Genomic DNA, 18,941 nt, shown 5'->3' on the forward strand with positions numbered 1-18,941 from the left:
TAACTCGATTTTACTCGGGTACCTGATGGAGAGGATTTTCGTTTACGCGCTTCTCAAGCTCATCAAATTACTTTTGAGACACCCCCTTTTTGATTTTATCTTGGTTTAAACCACTGATTCGCATTTTGTAAGGCCCCGCCTTTGAACACCTGCACTTCTATCACTCCCATTGAATCATCTTCATTGTTACGCGCAGTGCCGATGGATTGGCCAGTTCTTACTTTCTGGCCCATTTTTACGGCGGGCGTTTGCAGTCCTACGTAATTGGTATAATACTGACCGTGCAGGATCATTACTACAAAGCCGGCGCCGGGAATGGAGAATACTTTTCTTACTTCGCCATCAAATACCGCTTTTACGGCACCTCCTTTCCGGGTGCCGAAGATCATGCCATCATTTTCTTCCGTGATCCGTTCCATATCCGCATTTTTCTGTTTGCCGAAATAGCCGATAATGAGACCGGACTCTACGGGCCAGGGGAGTTTCCCCCTGTTGGCGGCGAAGTTGTCTGATAGCGCGGCAGCTTCCGGAGAAGCTTCCAGCACATTCAATACACGGGATGGTTTATTTTCTGCTACTACCGGTTTTTCTGCAGGTGGCGGAGGTGGTGGCGTAGCTACTGTTGGATTATTATTGGCAGCGTTATTTTTAGCGGCTTCATTGGCAGCTGCAATAGCACGTTTACGTTCATCTTCCCTGCGTTTCCTTTCTGCATCGGCAGCCCTTTTACGGGCCAGTTCTTCTGCTTCTGCTTTACGGCGGGCATCTTCAATTTCTTTCCGGATCACCAGGCGGATAGCGTCCTGTACTTTTTTCTGGGCTTTCTTCCTTTCATTAATATCCTGCAGCAATTCTTTTTCACGGCCTTTGAGTTTGGATACCACCTCATCCTTTTCTTTCCTGTCCTTTTCCAGGGTGAGCCGTTGCTCTTCTTCTGTTTTGAGGGTGGAGGAACGTTTTACGCGCTGATCTTCCAGGTTCTTCACTTTTGTTTTCAGTTGCTCCTGCGTTACCAGGATGTTATCTGCCTGGCGTCTGCGGAAATCGCGGTATTGTTTGAGGTATTGATATCTTTTAATGGCTTCGTTAAAGCTGTCTGCCGAGAAAACGAAGTTGAGCATGGCATAGGAGCTGCGGTTCTTGTAGGCGGCAACGATCAGCTGGGCGTATTGTTGTTTGAGGGTGTCCAGGTCTTTCTCCAGCGTTTTCACATCACGCAGTGCAGAGTTGATATCTCCGTTGATGAAGTTGATCTCTTCATTGATATTACGGATCATACGGGTACGCACATCTATCTTATTACGTAATGCACGTAATTGCGCCAAACTTTCCTTGCTGGTCTTTTTGGTTTCGCTCAGCAATTTTTGGGCATCGTCCATCTCTTTCTGCAACTCCCTTTTCCGCCGCTCCAGTTCTTCCCGCGTAGGTTGGTTGCTTTGCGCTTTCAGCACAGCCGGCATGAGGGCCAAAGCCAACAATAAAACAGGGATAAACTTTTTCAATTGCACCATTTTGATGATTAGTGATTATAACGATAAATATACTACGAAATTGTTTACTGCCGGGTATATCGGGGTGAGATAGGGAAAGGAAAACTTTCCTGCTGATCAAACACCATCTTCTTAAAGTCCAGCGCTACCTTCACCACATTCTTATCTTCCACATAGATCTTACGCTGGAAGGCTATCTTCCGGCCATCCACTACTTTATAATCACCATAAGTGAGTTCGCCTGTACGGCCTGCATCCGGTTCGGTGATCTTACATTGCTGCAGGATGTAGTCGTCTGCAAAAATGTTGAAGAGACTGGTGAGGCCGGGTTGCGAGGAGGCAAATGATATCACAGATTGTGTAGTAACAATGTTGGAAATGGAATCAGAGAGAAAAACGGCATTGCCGATGATCAGGTCCTGCAGGGTGGAGAAATCCATTTTAAGTTTGAGGAGTTCCTGGCCTTCGGCGGCACTGCGTAAAGTAACGGTGCCTTCCAGTTTGTTGACGATCTTGATGCTGTCTTTCGTAATGAGGATGCGGGCGCCTTCTACATTGAGCGGACCGGCCACGCGGACCCAGATCACACTGTCGTACTGCATACGGATGTTCACACCCAGGTTATTCATTTTCTTGCCTTTGTCATCTTCATAGTCCATTTTCAGTTCGGCTGAAAATGATCTGTATTGGATGCGGTTGGCTTTAATCTTGTCCAGGATCGTTTTTGCCAGTGCCAGTTCTTTTTCCTTAGTGAGGGAATCAGTACTTCTGGCCGTTGTGTCTGACGGGAAAGTGGCGCGCGTTATTTTGGTAGATCGGCAGGAGAACAATGCCAGGCTGACCAAACATGCAACAATCTGTAGTACTGCTTTCTGCTTCATTTACGTGTATAATTTTTTCGATCTCAACGATCAACACTCTTGATGTAACGCTTTTCTGCAATTTTCCTGGCGAGGCCGATTGAATTAGCACCTTTTGCTTTGGCCAGCTGCCAGTATTGTACGGCTTTATCTTTTTCGTTCAGGTTGAAAAGGATATCTCCATAATGCTCCAATACATCCGGATCCTGCTGTGCGTCCGGATTTTGCAGGGCTTTCTCGATCCATTCTTTTGCCAGCTGGTATTTACCGAGCCTGAATAAGATCCAGGCATAGGTGTCCATGTAAGTAGGACTATCCGGCTTCAGTTCCAGGGAACGGCGGCTGAGCTGTTCTGCTTTATCCAGCTTTTCTCCGCGAATAGAGAGGTAAAAGCTGTAGTTATTCATAACGATATGGTCTCTGGGCCGCATGGTGAGTACAACATCATAACTACTGTCGCTGCGCGTATGCAGGCCCATAGCATGATAAGCATCTCCCAGCAGGGCATATACATCTGCCACAAACCGCTTCTCTCCGCCAATAGTCAGTGCGGTATTGAGGGAGGTGATAGAAGCATCGTAACGTTGTTTGAAATAGTTGGCCAGGCCGTTAAAGTAATATCCCATGAATTCTTTCGGGAACTGTTCTATAACGTGGCGGCTTACACGCAGCAATGAATCAGAGCGGTCCTGGCGGGAATATAACCACATCAGCTGGTACCATACGCTGAATCGGGTAGAGTCCAGCTGGATGGATCTGTTATAGTTCACCAATGCACTATCCGGCTGGTCTGCCTGGGAGAACATATCTGCCCTGAGGGCATATGCTTTGGGATCATTGGGATGTGATTCCACAATGAGGCGTGTGAGCAGTATACCTTCTTCTCTTTTGGTGGTATCTGTTTCCAGCATTTGCAGGTAAGGATATACGAAGGATACTTTTTCGTCTATACTATAATCCGGATTGCTGAATGCTTTGATAAGATGCGCGCGGTATTTTGGTTCATTACCGTTCTTCTTCTCATAATTAGCCATGGCAATCAATGCGCGGGGATGATAGGGATCCTGTTTGAGGATGGTATCATACACGGCTTTGGCTTCGGGGATGCGTTCGCTGGCTTCGTAAGTATCTGCGAGCATTACCCAATAACGTAGTTCGGCGGGTTGCTGATGAATAAGTTTGCGGATCTCATTGGTGGCATTATCTACCATATCCAGCCTTAGGAAAATGCGTTGTTTCTGATAGGCGAGTTCTTCCACTACACCTACTCTGCTTTCCAGGCTATCGAACACCTGCAATGCTTCCGAGTAACGTTTGGCTTTGGAAAGGGACATGCCTTTGTTGTAAAGCAGATCATCGTCCAGCGGGCTTTGGCGTACCAGGCGGTCGTAGATATATGCAGCACTGTCGAACATCTCATTCATGGTGAATGCATCTGCGAGGGACATCTGGAACCATTTATTGGTAGTGTCCATGGCTGCGGCACGGCGTGCAAAACCTAATGCATAGGAGGGATTGCGTACTTCCGTAAAGAGGCGGCTGAGCTCATAATATACGGTGGCGTTGTTGCGGTTGTAGCGGATGTAGTCGGAATACTGCGTAATGGCTGTTTTATAATCGCCGAGCATTTTAGAGCGTTGTGCGGCAAAGAACAGACTGTCTGCCCGTTGCGCCAGTACTTCCTGTTGCAGTTGTTGTTGCACAGCACTATTCACTGTGATCGTCACTTTTTTCTGACTTCCACATGCTGCGGCTAAAAGGCCGGCTGCAACTGTTATAGCGATTACACCTATGCGCATTATCAGGATTTACCGGTGTGGCCGAAACCACCCGTTCCTCTCTCAGTATCGGTTAATTCTTTCACTTCTTCCAGCTTAGCCTGCAAAAAGGGTGCTACTACCATTTGTGCGATACGGTCTCCATGCTGGATGGTCTGTGGTTCATTGGAGAGATTGATCATAATGATCTTGATCTCTCCTCTATAGTCTGCATCAATCGTGCCGGGAGTGTTCAGCAGTGTGAGGCCTTGTTTGATGGCGAGGCCGCTGCGTGGACGGATCTGTGCTTCATATCCTGAAGGCAGCTCCATGTACAGGCCGGTGGGAACAAGTGTACGTTCCAGCGGCTGCATGGTGATGGGGGCTTCCAGGTTTGCGCGCAGGTCCATTCCTGCTGCATCAGCCGTAGCATATGCAGGAAGCGGATTCTCCGAACGATTGATGATCTTTACTTGAATACTATGCATTTGAACAAAGTTAACGGTTATTGTTTTTCCAGCAGTACGGTTGCATAAGCCACCACACCTTCTTCCCTTCCTACGAATCCTAATTTCTCCGTGGTAGTAGCTTTGATGGATATTTCTTCTGTGGTAACGCCCAACAGCTGTGCGATCACTTCCTGCATTTGCGGAACGTAGGGTTTGATCTTGGGAGCCTGTAAACATAATGAAGCATCTACATTCACCACAAAATATCCTTTTTCTGCGATCAGTTCGCGGCAGCGGCTCAGCAGTATTTTACTGTCTATGTTCTTATAAGCCTGATCCGTATCGGGAAAATGTACGCCGATATCTCCAAGGCTGGCTGCACCCAGCAGGGCATCGCAGATAGCATGTAATAAAACATCGGCATCGCTGTGGCCCAGCGCTCCTTTATGGTGCGGCACTAAGATGCCTCCCAGCCAGAAATCACGGTCCGGTACCAATTGGTGAAAATCCACCCCTAATCCAATCCTTAATTTGGTCATAATGTTAATTTATGCTCCCTTCTCAGCGGGAACAGGCTAAAATAATAAATCCTCCTTAGCAACGGAGGATTTATTAAGATCTATATTCTGTTATGGCAAAGATACTGATCTAATTCGCATCATCCCGATCATCGCGCGACAGGTCGAACGTGAGGGTGAAGCGAAGGGTGTTAGACAGCGGATTTCTCTGTATGCCGGTACCAGAGGGTACGAGGTAGGAGAAATTAAGCCCGAAAATATCATATTTCACACCGAGGCCGGCCGTAAAGTATTTGCGGTTGCCTTTGGTTTTATGTTCATTGTAGTATCCTGCTCTTACGGCAAACTGGTTGTTATACCAGTATTCCGCACCCAGGGAATACATCAGCTCATGCAGTTCTTCTTTAAAACCGCCGGGGGCATCGCCAAAAGAGGAGAACATTCCTTCCAGTACTCCTTTGTTAGGATAGGTACTGTCTGTTTTTGGACTGGGCACCATGAGTTTGTTGATATCCAATGCCAGGCTGATCTTGTTGTATTCATCCAATCCCCAGGTATAAGAAGTACCGAGGCCCAGGTTAGTGGGGAGGAAATCTTTCTGTGCAGATTGTGTGTAGGAGATCTTGGTACCGATATTAGTGAGGGCAAAACCAAAATTGAAAGTATTCTTAAGACCATCGTCTTTCTCAAAATCCTTAGTGTAGAATCCTGAAAGGTCAGCAGCTACTGCACGTCCCGGACGGATGGGCTGGTTTTCAGGCGTAAGGCCGGAAGCCAGGCTGGAATGGATATAGCGGAGTGCTACAGCCAAAGAGAAATGATTGCTTAAACGGCGGGCATACCCTGCGTCTATTGCAAATTCCCTTGGACGGAAATTTCCCTGGTTGGTACCGGCCAGGTCTCTGAATTCAATATCACCAAGAGAGAAATAACGTAAGGAACCTCCAATGGAAGAGAATTCGTCTACCTGGGTGTAACCACTCAGATGGGCGAGGAAAACATCACTAACCAGCTCTTTCAGCCAGGGGGTATATGTAACGGCCACAGCGGCCTTTTTAGGAGCGAAGGGAAGTTTGGAAAGATTCCAGTATACTGAATTGGCGTCTGGTGAGAGGGCAATCCCCACATCACCCATTGCACCACTTCTTGCATCGGGGGAAATGCGTAAAAAAGGAACGGCCGTATTGATGGCATTTACTCTCCCATCCCTGTCGTCAGTATTGATCTGAGCGGAGGCGCTCTGAACAAGGAATAGGGAAGAAATGCAAACCACAGCAGTTGTTATCCTAGAAAACATGCAATACTTAGTTTAGTTAGCTAAATGTAAAAATAATGTCTAATTTATAATATTCAAGTAAAGGGAGCGCAACGCATTATATCTACACATCAAATATACTGTTTTAATAATGTGTAAATTATAACAATATTAGCTTTCCACCAAACACTTTTTCATTACCCGATCTGTTCTTCACTGCGATTTGATAAAAGTAGATGCCAGGGGTTACTTTTACTCCAGAATCCGTGGTTCCGTTCCATGGAACGCCATCATAACGGGCAGTTTGTCCATTTATTGTGCTCCTGATTGTGCGTACGATTTGGCCAGTGGCAGCAAATATACGGATAACCACATCAAGATCAGCCTCTTGTTGATTATGGGAAAACACAAACCGGGTCTGCTGGCGGAAAGGATTGGGGTAATTACTTACATTTTCCACTGCCAACGTGGCTTTGGGCACAACCGTAAAATGGATGTTAATGGTAGAAGAATTATTATATGTATCCCAGGCACGGATGGTGAGGGTATGTTTTCCGGGAGATAGTCCTGCCAGCGGAAAACGCACTTTCCCTTCCCTGAAATCTCCCGGGATGGCTTCATAAAAGTCGTTCATCACGTAATAACGGGTGCTGTCGTCTAAAATGGCAATGATATCATGGCCGATGCCATTCCCTGTGGCATTGATACCGTTTTCATCCTGTAAATGCAGGAGTAGCAGAGGATTTTCGCTGGTGATACCTCCATCTCTGAAAGCTTCACTGTCCATCCAGGCTTTGATCACAGGGCCTTTATTATCTGGGGGTATTTCCGTGGCGGTACCGTTTACGGCTATACCACTGTAAAATCCGCTACCATCTTCGGTTTCGTTGGAGGTGTAATAGCTGATCTTTCCATCCCCGCCGGTTTGTGCAATATCTTTAGGTACAACGAAAGTGAAGCTGAACCTGCCATTGCTGACTTGCTGGGTGCCTTTATAGAGGATCCGGTCCCGCTGCTCATATACTACAGCACGACTGGTAGGGTCGTTGCCCCTGGTACTTCTACCGGCGGGTTTATCAAAAACGGTGATCACAATGCTGCCGTTATATCCTGTTCTGATAAGGCCTGCGGCATCTCTTACACTTCCTTTTATAGTATATCTCCCCAGTGCTTTGAGGGTATCTGTACTGCTAACGGGTTGTGCATTAATGGAATCCGTGTATACTTTCCATTTAGGGAAAGCGAGGCTGAGTGCAGGATCGCCCAGCAGCTGGAACTTCCTGTTATTAATGATATCGCCGAAGTTGGCGTAGGTTTCATTTTTGGCCAGCATAGCGCCTTCTCCCAGTGTGGGCATTTTATTACCAGCACCGGGTTGAAATGCCAGGCGGAAATAATTGGAGTTCATCACCAGGTTGGAGAATGCAAACACTGCGCGGGTGGTGGTCATCAGGGCAATGGCACCTCCTTCTTTCCTGTTCAATAATTGCTCTCCCAATGAATTGAAATTGGGATTGTCGAAGGAGGCGAAATCGCAGGTGGCAGTGACCATCAGGGGCAGGCGGTTGGCATTGTTCCAGTTGTTGGGAGAAGATTCTTCGAGAATGGCTTCTTCCGCGAGGCGGGAAAAACTTCCGTGACCGGTGTAATTCCAAACGAGGGTGCCGTTGAACATTTTATTATTGACGGCTTCATTTGCAGCAGGGTAGCGGCTTCCGCCAGCATCAGCAACTTGCGGAAAGGCATCCAGGTAGATCTTGCTGATGTTGTATTGCGGTTGTTCCTGCGCAATGATATTGCTTACTTTTTCTGCGTCTTCCAGGTGGAGGTTATCATCTTCATCATCTGCCACAAAGGTCATTTCATTACGCCATGCGCCGAAACCTTTGGGAGAATGATACCCTAAGATCTTATCCACTACATTGGCTGCTTCGGTGATATTCTTAACCGGCAATCGGCCGATCGCTACGTCCAGCAAGGGGTTTCCGGCAATATCGTCTGTATTGTCAAGGAAACCGAAGTAATCGTCTGACATGTAGGAATTGATGCCGTGAAAGGAGGCCAGGCTTTGCCAGGTGGGTACGATATTGGTATTATTAGCCATACGGTTCTTGTAATCAAAAGAGGCACGGCCAAAAAGCAACAGGTACTTTATACCATGACGGTCATACTGCATCTTCACGAAATCCCTGATGGCAGTGGGATCTGCGATACCGGAACTGAATTCGTTATAGATCTCTTCCACATTCACCACCCTGGCCTGGTGATAAGCAGCTAAACGTACAGCTTCCGAACGCAAACTGCCGGCGGTAATGATCAGCATTTCTGTGGGGCCGCCGCCGTGGAGGTTTTGATTGGGTACCGGACCAACATAAACTGGTTTGGCGGTGGTGGAAAATGCGATGTATTCTTTCAGTGTTGCAGCATCTCTTGTGAAACGTAAAGTGCTGCCATTCAAAGTAGTTGCGATGGAGATGGGTTTGATGGGATCTGTGATATCCCATACCTGTGTTTGTGCGTTGGCCTGGCTGATCAGGAACTCTCCTATCCTTCCCAGGCTGCGGGAATCGCGGAAATGGAGCAGGCCTTCAGTTGGTAAGCTGAGTGCAGTTCTTCCAAAGATCTCTATATAATCCAACCAGCCTTTTGCACCGGCATTGCCAACGTATTTGATATTAAAATTAGCGGGGCCGTTGGCATTGAAGGTACCATCGGCAATAGTAGCATAGGTGTCGAAGATATTTCCTGAAACCGGGGTAACAGAAAGACTGCCGAGCTGCGCACTATTCATCGATATTTCAAAGCGGGAACCACTGGTAGTTCTGGCGGCGCCGCGAAAATGTACATTTATATCCGTTAAACCACTGGCGGGCAATGGAATAGTGAAATTCCTTTCCGGTGTAACGTTGTTAAACTCTTCGCCCAGCCAGTTTTTTCCGCTGGAGAGCAGGTTCACCAGGTCTTTTTCATAAAAAGCCCGAAAATCAAAAGAATTAATTTGCATATTTGGGACGGGGCTGGCATTATCTGTTGTCATGCGAAGCCCGCCAGGTGCGATGTTCAGGAAATAACAGGCAGAATCCGCGTACAGATTCTGTACATGCTGGTTATTTTGCCAGGAATGCGGGCCGGGCGCGTAAAATAAAACGTAGTCGCTACCGTTTAATAAACCGTCACCCCCATCTATTACGGCAAGCGCATTCTGGAGGAGATCGTCAGGCCGGGGTTGGGCATTATCTTCCGGAAGCATCCGGCCACCGTTGCCAAATAACCGGATCTGGGAGGAAGCGAGATTAGTGGTGGAAATGCCCATGGTATTGAGCAGCGGGATGTCTATTTTATAAACGCCGGGTTCTTTTACCGCTAATTTATACCAGTTGCCATCTGCCAGAACGGAGCGGGAAGCATAGGTCCTTTGGCTGAAAACCTTGCCCTGCCAGCAAAGCAGGCAAATAAAAGCACAAAGAACGGAGCGGCGGAAGAACATAAAATATGGCAGGGTTTTATATTTATCACAAACCTAATATTATCCCGGGATATTTCACAACCAGCAGATTATGGCGAGGTTCCCCGGATAGCTATTAAACGCATAATGTTATAGATTAATTTTTTTTGCCATAAAATAAAAAAGATTACATTTGCGTTTACTATATTTGAATACCTAAATTGAATTAATAAAAGCTGTTTTTGCATGCGCAGATTAACCTCCTTATCCTTGATCCTCGGCACCGGCGTATTAATGTCGATGTCGGCCTGTAAGAATGGTGGTCTTTTTGGTAAGAAAAAAGAATCATCTTCCGCCACCGGCTGGGCTTATAACGACCCAAAAATGGGTGGTTTTTCCGTTGCTAAAGCAAAGGACCAGTTCACTGGCCCTGGTTTAGTGTTTGTTCAGGGCGGTACATTCGCCATGGGCGCTACTGAGCAGGACGTAATGGGTGACTGGAACAACATTCCCCGCCGTATCACGGTTTCTTCCTTCTATATTGATGAGAATGAAGTTTCCAACATCAACTATCGTGAGTACCTGTATTGGTTAAACCGCATGTACTACGAATCCTTCCCTGACGTTTACCGCAATGCTTTACCGGATACCCTGGTATGGCGTAGCGAGTTGGCCTATAATGAGCCGCTGGTGGAGTACTATTTCCGCCACCCTGCTTATAATAACTACCCGGTTGTAGGTGTTAGCTGGAAACAAGCTACTGACTATGCCAAATGGCGCTCCAACCGTGTGAATGAAAAACTGCTGATGGATGCAGGTCTCCTCTCCAAAGCAGATATCATGAACCAGGCAGATGACAATACATTCGACAGTAAGGCTTACATGGCTGGTCTGTATGAAGGTACGCCCGGTAAAATGACCAAATCCGCTAAGAAGCAATTTGCTAATCCGGATGGTTCTCCACGTGGTGCTCAATTCGAAGATGGTATCATGTTGCCTAACTACCGGCTCCCAACAGAAGCTGAGTGGGAATATGCAGCGCTTGGCTATATTGGTCAGAACCCGAATCCCTCCAAGAAAGAAGGAAAACGTGGGGAAGAGCTGATCATGAACAAACAGATCTATTCCTGGGGTACTAATAACAGTGGTTTGAGGGATATCCGCCGCGGTAACTGGCAAGGTCAGTTCCTGGCGAACTTCAAACGCGGTTCCGGTGATAACATGGGTATGGCTGGCGGGCTGAACGATAAAGCCTCGATTCCTGCTCCTGTTCTTTCTTACTTCCCTAATACTTTTGGTATCTACAATATGTCCGGTAACGTGAGTGAGTGGGTGAATGACGTTTACAGACCATTGACTACCATTGATGGTGATGACTTCAACTACTTCCGGGGTAACAAATTCCAGACTGTTTATCAAAATGCTGAGAAGGAGTTTGAGAAGGATAGCCTGGGTATGCTGAAGATGCGGGATGTTACTGATGAGGAAAGTGCAAGCCGGTTGAACTATCAGAAAGGGGATGTGATCAACTACCTGGATGGTGACTCTCTTTCTCTTGTTGAATATGGTTATGGTATTACTTCGCTGGTGAATGATAAATCCCGGGTGGTCAAGGGGGGTAGCTGGAATGACAGGGCTTATTGGTTGTCTCCTGGTTCGCGTAGGTTTATGCAGGAGGATATGGCGACTAATACTGTTGGTTTCCGTTGTGCGATGGACCGTGTGGGGTCTCCTGAGGGTAATAAGTTCAAGACTGGTAATACTTTCAAGAAGCAACGTCAGAAGAGATAATTACATTCTCTCCATACTTACTTATTGGCCGTCTCGTTTTGAGGCGGCCTTTTTTTTATTCCGCCGCTCCCAATAAGCATAAAAAAAATTCGACCGAAAAAACTAGCCCATTGGTTATAAGAGGCAATAGGGAACAGTTTTCGGACGAATTTTTTTTATGCTTATTTCCGCTGGTGTAGGGGTTTGCCGGGCATAATATGGGAAGAGCGCTGCTGTTATCAGAGGCGCTCTTTTTTATTGGAATTTAAACATCAGGTTGCGCGGTTTTTGGACTCCGGGGTAGCCATCCCATCCCGGTATTGTTTGTTGCCGGGGTTGTTGGCTTTTATGCCGATGCTTAAGGGGAATTCACATGTGGTGTGAATAGTATGCACAAGGTACAGGGAATCCTTATCGCTGATCTTAATGATCAGGAATTAGATTTACGCAGAAGGGAATTTATTACTGATGGGGGCTATGGTCTTATTTCCTGACTTATTTCCTGTGTGCAGATATTACCTGCGATGTCATATACGATCACTGTAAAGGGGAGTTCTACAGGTTTATATTCCCAGCGGTTGTTTTTAAAAACTGCAAACCCTGTTGCTTTTGGGGTAATGATCTTTACTTTTTCAATGCGATGTTTAGCTTTTGTTTTTACGATCACTGTTTCTTTTTCTACACTTACTTCTACTTCAGGTTTATTATAAGCATCCTGGAAAGCTGCGTTGAAGGCTGTTTGGGTGGGCTTGGCGATGGATTGATAATAGGCCTTCTTTTCGGGGTCTTTGATGGCTGCTTTCGCGAAATCATTGGCCCTTTTGAAGCGCTCCTGGTTGGCTACCTGGGTGGCGGTTTTGGGAGGATACTTGCAGGGAGGTTTGCACATCACGGTTTTGCCGTTCCGCTGGCGGAAGACGATCTGTTTGCCGAAGGTGCCGGTGGCGCCTTTTGTGATGACGTTATGTTCAGATACTGCCATATCGCTAAGATAAGACAAAGATTGCACATAGCAATACGTATCTTAAGCCTATGTCAAGCGAATCTAAGATATGGGATACTTATAGGAAAGAGCCGGTATATCCTTCCTGGGGATAACAAGGTTTTAACGGAGGGGTGGCTGTTAAAGTCATTAATTAGCAGCGGGTTAACTAAACGGCACGTATATGGAATATGAGATTAGTTCTTCTGCTGATTATGATGAAATAAGGGCTGCTATTGTTAAGCTGATGACTAAAGAGGATCTGACTCCGGAAGAGTTGGAGCAGTTATTTGTCATGGCCATTGCTGCAGAGAGATATGAGGGGGATGTTTTGTGCCTTAAGCAGCTTATTAGGCAGCAGTGATGATTTAGCTATTCCATTTGTTGATCCTGGGCCTTAAATGGCATGAAAAAGGCCGTATCGGGTGATACGGCCTTTTAATATTAAGAAGGGTCAGGATTATCTCTTTTTCCCTTTTTTAGCGGCGGCTTTTTTTGGAGCTGCTTTTGCTTTTGGTGCGGCCTTTTTAGCTGCTGCTTTTTTAGGAGCGGCTTTCTTTGGTGCTGCTTTCGCTTTTGCTTTAGGGGCTGCTTTTTTGGCAACTGCTTTTTTAGGTGCAGCTTTTTTAGCTACTGCCTTTTTTGGAGCGGCTTTTTTTGGAGCTGCTTTGGCTTTTGCTTTAGGGGCTGCTTTTTTGGCAACTGCTTTTTTAGGTGCAGCTTTTTTAGCTACTGCCTTTTTAGGGGCTGCTTTCTTTGGCGCTACTTTAGCTTTTGCTTTTGGTGCGGCTTTTTTAGCTACTGCTTTTTTAGGAGCGGCTTTCTTTGGTGCTGCTTTCGCTTTTGCTTTAGGGGCTGCTTTTTTAGCGGCTGTTTTAGCTTTTGCTTTGGGAGCAGTTTTAGCGGCGGCTTTCTTTGCTGCAGGTTTTGCAGCAGCTTTCTTAGCAGCTGGTTTGGCAGTGGCCTTTTTGGCTGCAGATTTTGCGGCGGCTTTTTGGGCAGCGGGTTTTGCTGCTGGTTTGGCTTTCGCTTTTGCTTTAGGGGCAGCGGCTGGTTTTGCTTCTTCTACTTTAGCAGGAGCAGCTGGTTTGACTTTAGGTTTGGCCACACGTTTAGCTTTGGGCTTTGGTGCCGGAGCTGCTTCTGCAGTTGGTTCTGCGGCTTCCTCTTCTACTTTCGGAACCGGGTGTGGTTTGGGCGTAAAGGCGCGAACGGCTTTTTCTATGGGAGACATCTGGTCTGCAGCTTCGGCAGGGGCGTCAGCTTCTTCTTCAGCGGGTTCTGTTTTGAATTCAGCGCCATCGCCTTCCCAGAGTTCGATTATTTCTGCGGCGTGGTCGCCGTTGTTTGGTTTGTGGATGATGTGTGCGATCACTCCTTCTTCATCGATGAGGAAAGTGGTGCGGTGGGTACCGTCAAAGGTGCGGCCCATGAATTCTTTTTCGCCCCACACGCCATAATCGTTGAGGATGGCGTGGCTTTCGTCCACTAACAATGAGAAAGGCAGATTGTATTCGTCTGCGAATTTCCTGTGGCTTTTTTCGTCATCTTCGCTCACGCCCAGAACTACATAGCCTTTGCTCAGTAGACGGCTGTGGTGATCCCGCAGATTACAGGCCTGGGTAGTGCAGCCTGGGGTCATATCGTGCGGATAGAAGTACAGGATCACTTTCTTTCCTTTAAAATCAGCAAGCGATACGCTTTGACCGTGCTGATCAATGGCTGTGAATGAAGGTGCTATATCCCCTTCTTTAAGATGTGTCATTTTAATTATCGTTTAAAGGTCAATGTGTAAGTCGATTCGTTGTTGGCGATATCCGTTACCGTCAGGGTCAAAGTATGATTTCCGGGCTGGCAATGTTCATCAAAGGTATACGATAAAACATTGCTGCGGCGGGAAAACATTATCCACTTGCCATCTAATTCTGCGCGGTAGGATTTAATGCCGCTGGCATCGTTCATGGAGAACGCAATCCTGCCGGCTTTGGATAGGTTCGCGCCCTGTTTGATACCGCCGAGGACTGCGATCCTTGGTGCGTCCGTGTCTGTGGTCAGATAAAAATCTCCGAGATCGCGGAACGTTCCTTTATACCATCCGTCCTCAAAGGTAGTAGCTGAAACGCTTTCTCCCAAACCTTTACGCACGATTATCATTTTATTTTGCAACGCTGCGGAAACCGGGCGGTTTGGTTTGATCCTTAGTCCAAAGCTATAGTGAACGGGCACCAGTGCCGTGTGCAGGCGGTAAGTGCTGGAATAGGCTGTGGCGTTAGGGATTTCGAGATACCGGAAACAAATTTCATCATATAAAGATCCTTCCTCAAGATAAAATTCTACCTGATTATTTTCAAATATATTCCTTGAATCTGCGTACATCTTATTGGCACAAACGGATTCTGCAGCGCCATTCCCCTCCTGCTGTAAAGTGATCTGCACATTACTGGTATTTCCGTAAGCGTCTGTTACACGGATGGTTAAGGGATGGGGTTGTTTATCGGACAGATTAATGATACCATTACCGGACACATCCTGGTAAATATCGAGATCATTTCCGGGGAGTGCAAACAACAGCTGTACGTAGGGGCCGCCGCCTTTTTTCATCTTATAATCAATATGGGCATTGAGGTAGCGGGTTTCATCGTAGCCAATATTATCGAGTTGGAAACCGCAGTCTACCTGGCCATTCTGAATGATCATGGCTTCGTAGATGCCGTTGGGATTGGCGGAATTGCTTTGCCTGTCCAGCGCACTGAGGCCCAGCCCTACTTTGTCTGTGGCTACTTTCACGAGGGGGCGGGTGGCAACGTATCCTGCTTTTGTGTTCTTTACGGGAACAACTATGGGGGATTGTTCGTAGAGGCTTTTGTTACGATCATATATCACTATCCTTTGGATCTCGGGGGCACGGGTATCCGGAATGCTGAACCCGAAAAGCATGGGGTTGAGGGGTTTTTCGGTTTGAGTATCGCGGATCTCAAAGTGCAGGTGCGGACCGGCAGAGCCTCCTGTGTTTCCGCTCCAGGCTACGAATTCGCCTTTTTTAACGGGGAAAAGGCCCGGTGGCAGCACAATGTCTGATGCCCAGCTTTCCTGTTCATATTGCTTTCTTTTTACGTATTCTTCCACCAGGGGGTAAAATCTGTTAAGATGTGCGTAGACGGTAGTGTAGCCATTGGGGTGAGTGATGTATAATACATTCCCGAAGCCAAGATGGGATACGCCTACTCTGCTTACGTAGCCATCTGCGGCTGCGTGTACGGGGAGGTTTTCCCGTTGTTGTGTTTTGAGGTCTAATCCGGAGTGGAAGTGGTTGGGTCGGAGTTCCCCGAAATTACCGGCCAGTTCTATTGGTACGTTCAGCGGATTCCTGAAATATCCTTTGGGATAATGCTTTTCCGCTAACCCTTGTGCCTGCAGGAGTTGGGGCAGCAAGAGCAAGAATGCGATCGTTCTTTTCATCCTACAAATGTAATAGTTATGTGTCTTCAGCGTTAAAAATACGATGTCAATCAGTGAATTAACATATTTTTAAACCAAAGGTTCCGGGTTTTCCTTAATTTCCGATCTTCAAACAAACTGAAACAACGATGAGTTATCCGATACATGAGATCCAGGGCATTGGGCCTAATTATGCGAGTAAGCTGTTAGGTGTTGGTATTAATACCGTGGAGAAATTATTAGAAGATGGGGCTACCCGTACCGGCAGGTTGAAACTGACGGAGACAACGGGGATTCCTGAATCTTTGATACTTACCTGGGTGAATCATGCTGATCTGATGCGGATCAATGGGATCGGGGATCAGTTTGCTGAGTTGCTGGAGGCAGCTGGAGTTGATACAGTGAAGGAGTTGAGGACAAGGGTGCCGGAGAATTTGCATGCGAAGGTGACGGAGGTGAATGCTTTGAAGAATTTGAGTGGCAGGGTGCCTACTTTGAACGAGTTGACGCAGATGATTGAACAGGCGAAGGATCTTGAGCCGGTTGTGACGCACTAGCAGAGACCTTGCCGCGCAGCAGAGGGCGGAGGTTTTTTCTTTTTGAGGAGGCGGGTGTTTTTATTTTGAGTTTTGAGGAGCGTGAGGTTGGTGGGTGTTTTTGTTTTAGGAGAAGAGTTTTTGCGGAGATCTTGCCGCGCAGCAGAGGGCGGAGGTTTTTTCTTTTTGAGGAGGAGGGTGTTTTTATTTTGGGTTTTGAGGAGCGTGAGGTTGGTGGGTGTTTTTGTTTTAGGAGAAGAGTTTTTGCGGAGACCTTGCCGCGCAGCAGAAGGCGGAGGTTTTTTCTTTTTGAGGAGGAGGGTGTTTTTATTTTAGGATGAGGGTTTTCTTTTTAAGGGAGAGGTGCTTTTTTAAGGATGTTTATGGAGGATGTTTGTTTTTAAAGAGATGGCTGCCGGGGGATTTCCACAAGAAAGAGTTTTTTTGTAATAAGAAAATAAAAAGGCATTTTGCGGTTAGAAGAAGCAGGGTTTTGATCGTGTAAGAAGAATGAATGAATCCCATGCCGCAGGAAAAGCTAGTAATGAAGTCTTTTGTATTAAACGCATTAATTTTAGGATCCTATACCGTAGAATGTTGAGAAAAAAAGGCGCTGCCCAGTTGTGATTTGCTTTCAAATTTCAATCACACAACGGCTACGATCAAAGAACCAAACGCTGAAGTGAGTGACACAACGGCGGCTGAGCATTGAACAAGAGCTGGTTACCAAATTGCATTTATTTCCTTAAAGATAAAATGACCACAGGCTAAATAGGTCACCTGTGGCCATTCTTCAAGTTTTTTTTGACCTACAACTGTTCCTTAATTTCGTCGATCAGTTCGACAAACTTACGATCTGTGCGGATCTCCGGCTTCCAGGCCAGAGCCATCTCGCACAGGTCGTATTCTTTTTTAATGGTAGCCCCGGGTTTGCCTTCCTCATTACCCAGTACCCAAACGGTGTCTGCAACAGCTGTAGCGTTTTCTATATCGTGGCTCACAATGATAAGGGTATTATGCTCACTCAGCGTAGACACTTTCAACAGCAGTCTGATCACACGGTCCACCATCAGGATGTCCAGACCGGAGAAGGGTTCATCCAATAAAATGAACTTGTTGCCGGTGAGTACCTGCTGGATAATACTTACGCGCTGGCGCTGGCCACCACTGAGCTGTGCGGGGTATTTTTTCAGATGCTCCGTGAGTTCAAAGGTATTTGCGTAATCTTCTATGATCCGGCGTTTTTCATCTTCGGTGAGTTTCACTTCTCCATTGTCCAGGCCTATCCTGAGGTTCTGATATATGGTGCGGTGATTGAAAAGAATGTAATTCTGCGGCACGATACCTACCTCGCCTGCTTTTACGGGATGCTGGTCTTCGCCGATCCTTACTATTCCTTCGGTTGGTTTGATCAGACCCGACAGGGTTTTAAACAGCTGTGTTTTACCAATACCACTCCTTCCGATCAAAGCCACTACCTGGCCTTGTTCCAGGCCTTCGCGGTGAATATCCTTGATGCTGAAATTGATATCGCGGAGGATCTTTTTCTCTCCGTATTGCAGATGAATGTTCTCGGCACTCAGCAATACTTTGTTCTTTGAATAGTTGTTCATCAGCGGGTTTCCAGTTTAGTGTAAGGAAATAACCAGTGCCGGAAGAGGCCCAGTATGAAATCAAAAAAGATCCCCAATGCAAAGATGATCAGGAGTGTGGCGAATACGATATCCAATTGCACGTATTTGTTTGCTTTGATGAGCATTACGCCCAACCCACCTTCGCTCATGCTCAAACCTTCTACAGATGTGATCATCAGCCATGCGATAGCAAAGTTCTGGCGCATTACCTCAAACACCTGGTCGAGACGGCCGATGATGATCACCTCCCATAATTGCTGCCATTTGTTCATCCTTAAAGTGGTACATAATTCAAACTCCTGTTTGTTGATGTTCTCTATCACAGACAGCAGGGAGGTAACAAAGAAGGGCACAATACCAAAGATCAGCAGGCTCAGCTTTAATTGATGACCGTTGCTGGTGAGTAGTGTGAACAGGAAGATGAGACCGGTTAATGTGAGATACCGGCACTTTACGATAAAACGTGCTATAGGCTGAAACACGGGCACGATGGACAGATAACTGATGAACAGGGCGATCACTATCGAAAAGAACATTCCTTTGATGGTGAGCGTTAAACTTGCAAAGAGGTTATCTATAAAATCCGGATAGCTGAAAATGGTGCCGATAGCTGAAAACACCTTTGCAGGCGTTGGTATCAGGCCTCCTCCACTCAACTGCCAGAGCAATACTGCCATGATCACTTCTGCGATCACGAGCAGCATCATGGCTCGTTTATCCAGTATACGGAGCGGTTCAAAAAATGCTTTTATTTTATCCATGCCATTTGGTGATTGCAAAGGCCAGCACTTTTGCAAGCGCTGACCT

Annotated in this window: 15 protein-coding genes; 3 read left to right on the top strand and 12 right to left on the bottom strand. The window is 46.7% G+C overall.

Annotated features, from left to right (window positions below; translation table 11 throughout):
- Nucleotides 1-95: 95 nt before the first annotated feature.
- From AAHN97_RS21845 to porU, 7 genes are all read right to left on the bottom strand, one after another.
- Nucleotides 96-1,502 carry a murein hydrolase activator EnvC family protein gene (locus tag AAHN97_RS21845; RefSeq protein WP_343304217.1) on the bottom strand — a complete coding sequence of 469 codons (1,407 nt, stop codon included), beginning with the start codon at nucleotides 1,500-1,502 and terminating at the stop codon, nucleotides 96-98.
- A 53-nt stretch (nucleotides 1,503-1,555) separates the two neighbouring features.
- Nucleotides 1,556-2,371, bottom strand: coding sequence for a DUF4292 domain-containing protein (locus AAHN97_RS21850; RefSeq protein WP_343304219.1), 816 nt, complete (start codon nucleotides 2,369-2,371; stop codon nucleotides 1,556-1,558).
- 23 nt (nucleotides 2,372-2,394) lie between these two features.
- Complete coding sequence (locus AAHN97_RS21855; RefSeq protein ID WP_343304220.1) at nucleotides 2,395-4,149, bottom strand: tetratricopeptide repeat protein; 1,755 nt, start codon at nucleotides 4,147-4,149, stop codon at nucleotides 2,395-2,397.
- Between the two features lie 2 nt (nucleotides 4,150-4,151).
- Complete coding sequence (dut, locus tag AAHN97_RS21860) at nucleotides 4,152-4,595, bottom strand: dUTP diphosphatase (protein WP_343304221.1); 444 nt, start codon at nucleotides 4,593-4,595, stop codon at nucleotides 4,152-4,154.
- A gap of 17 nt (nucleotides 4,596-4,612) precedes the next feature.
- Nucleotides 4,613-5,095 carry a 2-C-methyl-D-erythritol 2,4-cyclodiphosphate synthase gene (gene ispF, locus AAHN97_RS21865; protein ID WP_074242174.1) on the bottom strand — a complete coding sequence of 161 codons (483 nt, stop codon included), beginning with the start codon at nucleotides 5,093-5,095 and terminating at the stop codon, nucleotides 4,613-4,615.
- Between the two features lie 109 nt (nucleotides 5,096-5,204).
- Nucleotides 5,205-6,371 (bottom strand): type IX secretion system outer membrane channel protein PorV, encoded by a 1,167-nt coding sequence (porV, locus tag AAHN97_RS21870; RefSeq protein ID WP_343304222.1) that lies wholly within the window; start codon nucleotides 6,369-6,371, stop codon nucleotides 5,205-5,207.
- 118 nt (nucleotides 6,372-6,489) lie between these two features.
- On the bottom strand, nucleotides 6,490-9,816 hold the full coding sequence (gene porU / locus AAHN97_RS21875) for a type IX secretion system sortase PorU (RefSeq protein ID WP_343304223.1): 3,327 nt from the start codon (nucleotides 9,814-9,816) through the stop codon (nucleotides 6,490-6,492).
- Between the two features lie 204 nt (nucleotides 9,817-10,020).
- Between porU and AAHN97_RS21880 the strand changes: the two genes are divergently transcribed.
- Nucleotides 10,021-11,565 (top strand): SUMF1/EgtB/PvdO family nonheme iron enzyme, encoded by a 1,545-nt coding sequence (locus AAHN97_RS21880; RefSeq protein WP_343304224.1) that lies wholly within the window; start codon nucleotides 10,021-10,023, stop codon nucleotides 11,563-11,565.
- Between the two features lie 454 nt (nucleotides 11,566-12,019).
- Here the strand turns inward: AAHN97_RS21880 and AAHN97_RS21885 are convergent, their stop codons facing one another.
- A complete protein-coding gene (locus AAHN97_RS21885; RefSeq protein WP_343304225.1) occupies nucleotides 12,020-12,526 on the bottom strand; it encodes a hypothetical protein in 507 nt (168 codons plus the stop codon).
- Between the two features lie 184 nt (nucleotides 12,527-12,710).
- Between AAHN97_RS21885 and AAHN97_RS21890 the strand changes: the two genes are divergently transcribed.
- Entirely contained in the window at nucleotides 12,711-12,890 is a 180-nt protein-coding gene (locus AAHN97_RS21890) for a hypothetical protein (RefSeq protein ID WP_343304226.1), read from the top strand.
- Between the two features lie 96 nt (nucleotides 12,891-12,986).
- On the opposite strand, the gene bcp is transcribed toward AAHN97_RS21890, so the two are convergent.
- Nucleotides 12,987-14,291 carry a thioredoxin-dependent thiol peroxidase gene (gene bcp / locus AAHN97_RS21895; RefSeq protein WP_343304227.1) on the bottom strand — a complete coding sequence of 435 codons (1,305 nt, stop codon included), beginning with the start codon at nucleotides 14,289-14,291 and terminating at the stop codon, nucleotides 12,987-12,989.
- 5 nt (nucleotides 14,292-14,296) lie between these two features.
- Nucleotides 14,297-15,985, bottom strand: coding sequence for a peptidoglycan DD-metalloendopeptidase family protein (locus AAHN97_RS21900; protein WP_343304228.1), 1,689 nt, complete (start codon nucleotides 15,983-15,985; stop codon nucleotides 14,297-14,299).
- A 128-nt stretch (nucleotides 15,986-16,113) separates the two neighbouring features.
- On the opposite strand from AAHN97_RS21900, the gene AAHN97_RS21905 reads away from it, so the two are divergent.
- Nucleotides 16,114-16,521: a DUF4332 domain-containing protein gene (locus tag AAHN97_RS21905; protein WP_343304229.1), complete on the top strand. Its 408-nt coding sequence runs from the start codon at nucleotides 16,114-16,116 to the stop codon at nucleotides 16,519-16,521.
- 788 nt (nucleotides 16,522-17,309) lie between these two features.
- Here AAHN97_RS21905 and AAHN97_RS21910 read toward each other — a convergent pair.
- Nucleotides 17,310-18,113: an ABC transporter ATP-binding protein gene (locus AAHN97_RS21910; protein ID WP_343304230.1), complete on the bottom strand. Its 804-nt coding sequence runs from the start codon at nucleotides 18,111-18,113 to the stop codon at nucleotides 17,310-17,312.
- Nucleotides 18,113-18,895 carry an ABC transporter permease gene (locus tag AAHN97_RS21915; RefSeq protein WP_343304231.1) on the bottom strand — a complete coding sequence of 261 codons (783 nt, stop codon included), beginning with the start codon at nucleotides 18,893-18,895 and terminating at the stop codon, nucleotides 18,113-18,115. The genes AAHN97_RS21910 and AAHN97_RS21915 overlap by 1 nt, the downstream gene beginning before the upstream one ends.
- Nucleotides 18,896-18,941: the final 46 nt, after the last annotated feature.

This window comes from Chitinophaga niabensis (assembly GCF_039545795.1).
Taxonomy (GTDB): domain Bacteria; phylum Bacteroidota; class Bacteroidia; order Chitinophagales; family Chitinophagaceae; genus Chitinophaga; species Chitinophaga niabensis_B.

What these genes read in the sequence shown, in the direction of transcription:
- AAHN97_RS21850 (WP_343304219.1), bottom strand. Translation starts at nt 2,371, where the DNA reads ATGAAGCAGAAAGCAGTACTACAGATTGTTGCATGTTTGGTCAGCCTG.
- AAHN97_RS21855 (WP_343304220.1), bottom strand. Translation starts at nt 4,149, where the DNA reads ATGCGCATAGGTGTAATCGCTATAACAGTTGCAGCCGGCCTTTTAGCC.
- dut (WP_343304221.1), bottom strand. Translation starts at nt 4,595, where the DNA reads ATGCATAGTATTCAAGTAAAGATCATCAATCGTTCGGAGAATCCGCTT.
- ispF (WP_074242174.1), bottom strand. Translation starts at nt 5,095, where the DNA reads ATGACCAAATTAAGGATTGGATTAGGGGTGGATTTTCACCAATTGGTA.
- porV (WP_343304222.1), bottom strand. Translation starts at nt 6,371, where the DNA reads ATGTTTTCTAGGATAACAACTGCTGTGGTTTGCATTTCTTCCCTATTC.
- porU (WP_343304223.1), bottom strand. Translation starts at nt 9,816, where the DNA reads ATGTTCTTCCGCCGCTCCGTTCTTTGTGCTTTTATTTGCCTGCTTTGC.
- AAHN97_RS21880 (WP_343304224.1), top strand. Translation starts at nt 10,021, where the DNA reads ATGCGCAGATTAACCTCCTTATCCTTGATCCTCGGCACCGGCGTATTA.
- AAHN97_RS21885 (WP_343304225.1), bottom strand. Translation starts at nt 12,526, where the DNA reads ATGGCAGTATCTGAACATAACGTCATCACAAAAGGCGCCACCGGCACC.
- AAHN97_RS21890 (WP_343304226.1), top strand. Translation starts at nt 12,711, where the DNA reads ATGGAATATGAGATTAGTTCTTCTGCTGATTATGATGAAATAAGGGCT.
- bcp (WP_343304227.1), bottom strand. Translation starts at nt 14,291, where the DNA reads ATGACACATCTTAAAGAAGGGGATATAGCACCTTCATTCACAGCCATT.
- AAHN97_RS21900 (WP_343304228.1), bottom strand. Translation starts at nt 15,985, where the DNA reads ATGAAAAGAACGATCGCATTCTTGCTCTTGCTGCCCCAACTCCTGCAG.
- AAHN97_RS21905 (WP_343304229.1), top strand. Translation starts at nt 16,114, where the DNA reads ATGAGTTATCCGATACATGAGATCCAGGGCATTGGGCCTAATTATGCG.
- AAHN97_RS21910 (WP_343304230.1), bottom strand. Translation starts at nt 18,113, where the DNA reads ATGAACAACTATTCAAAGAACAAAGTATTGCTGAGTGCCGAGAACATT.
- AAHN97_RS21915 (WP_343304231.1), bottom strand. Translation starts at nt 18,895, where the DNA reads ATGGATAAAATAAAAGCATTTTTTGAACCGCTCCGTATACTGGATAAA.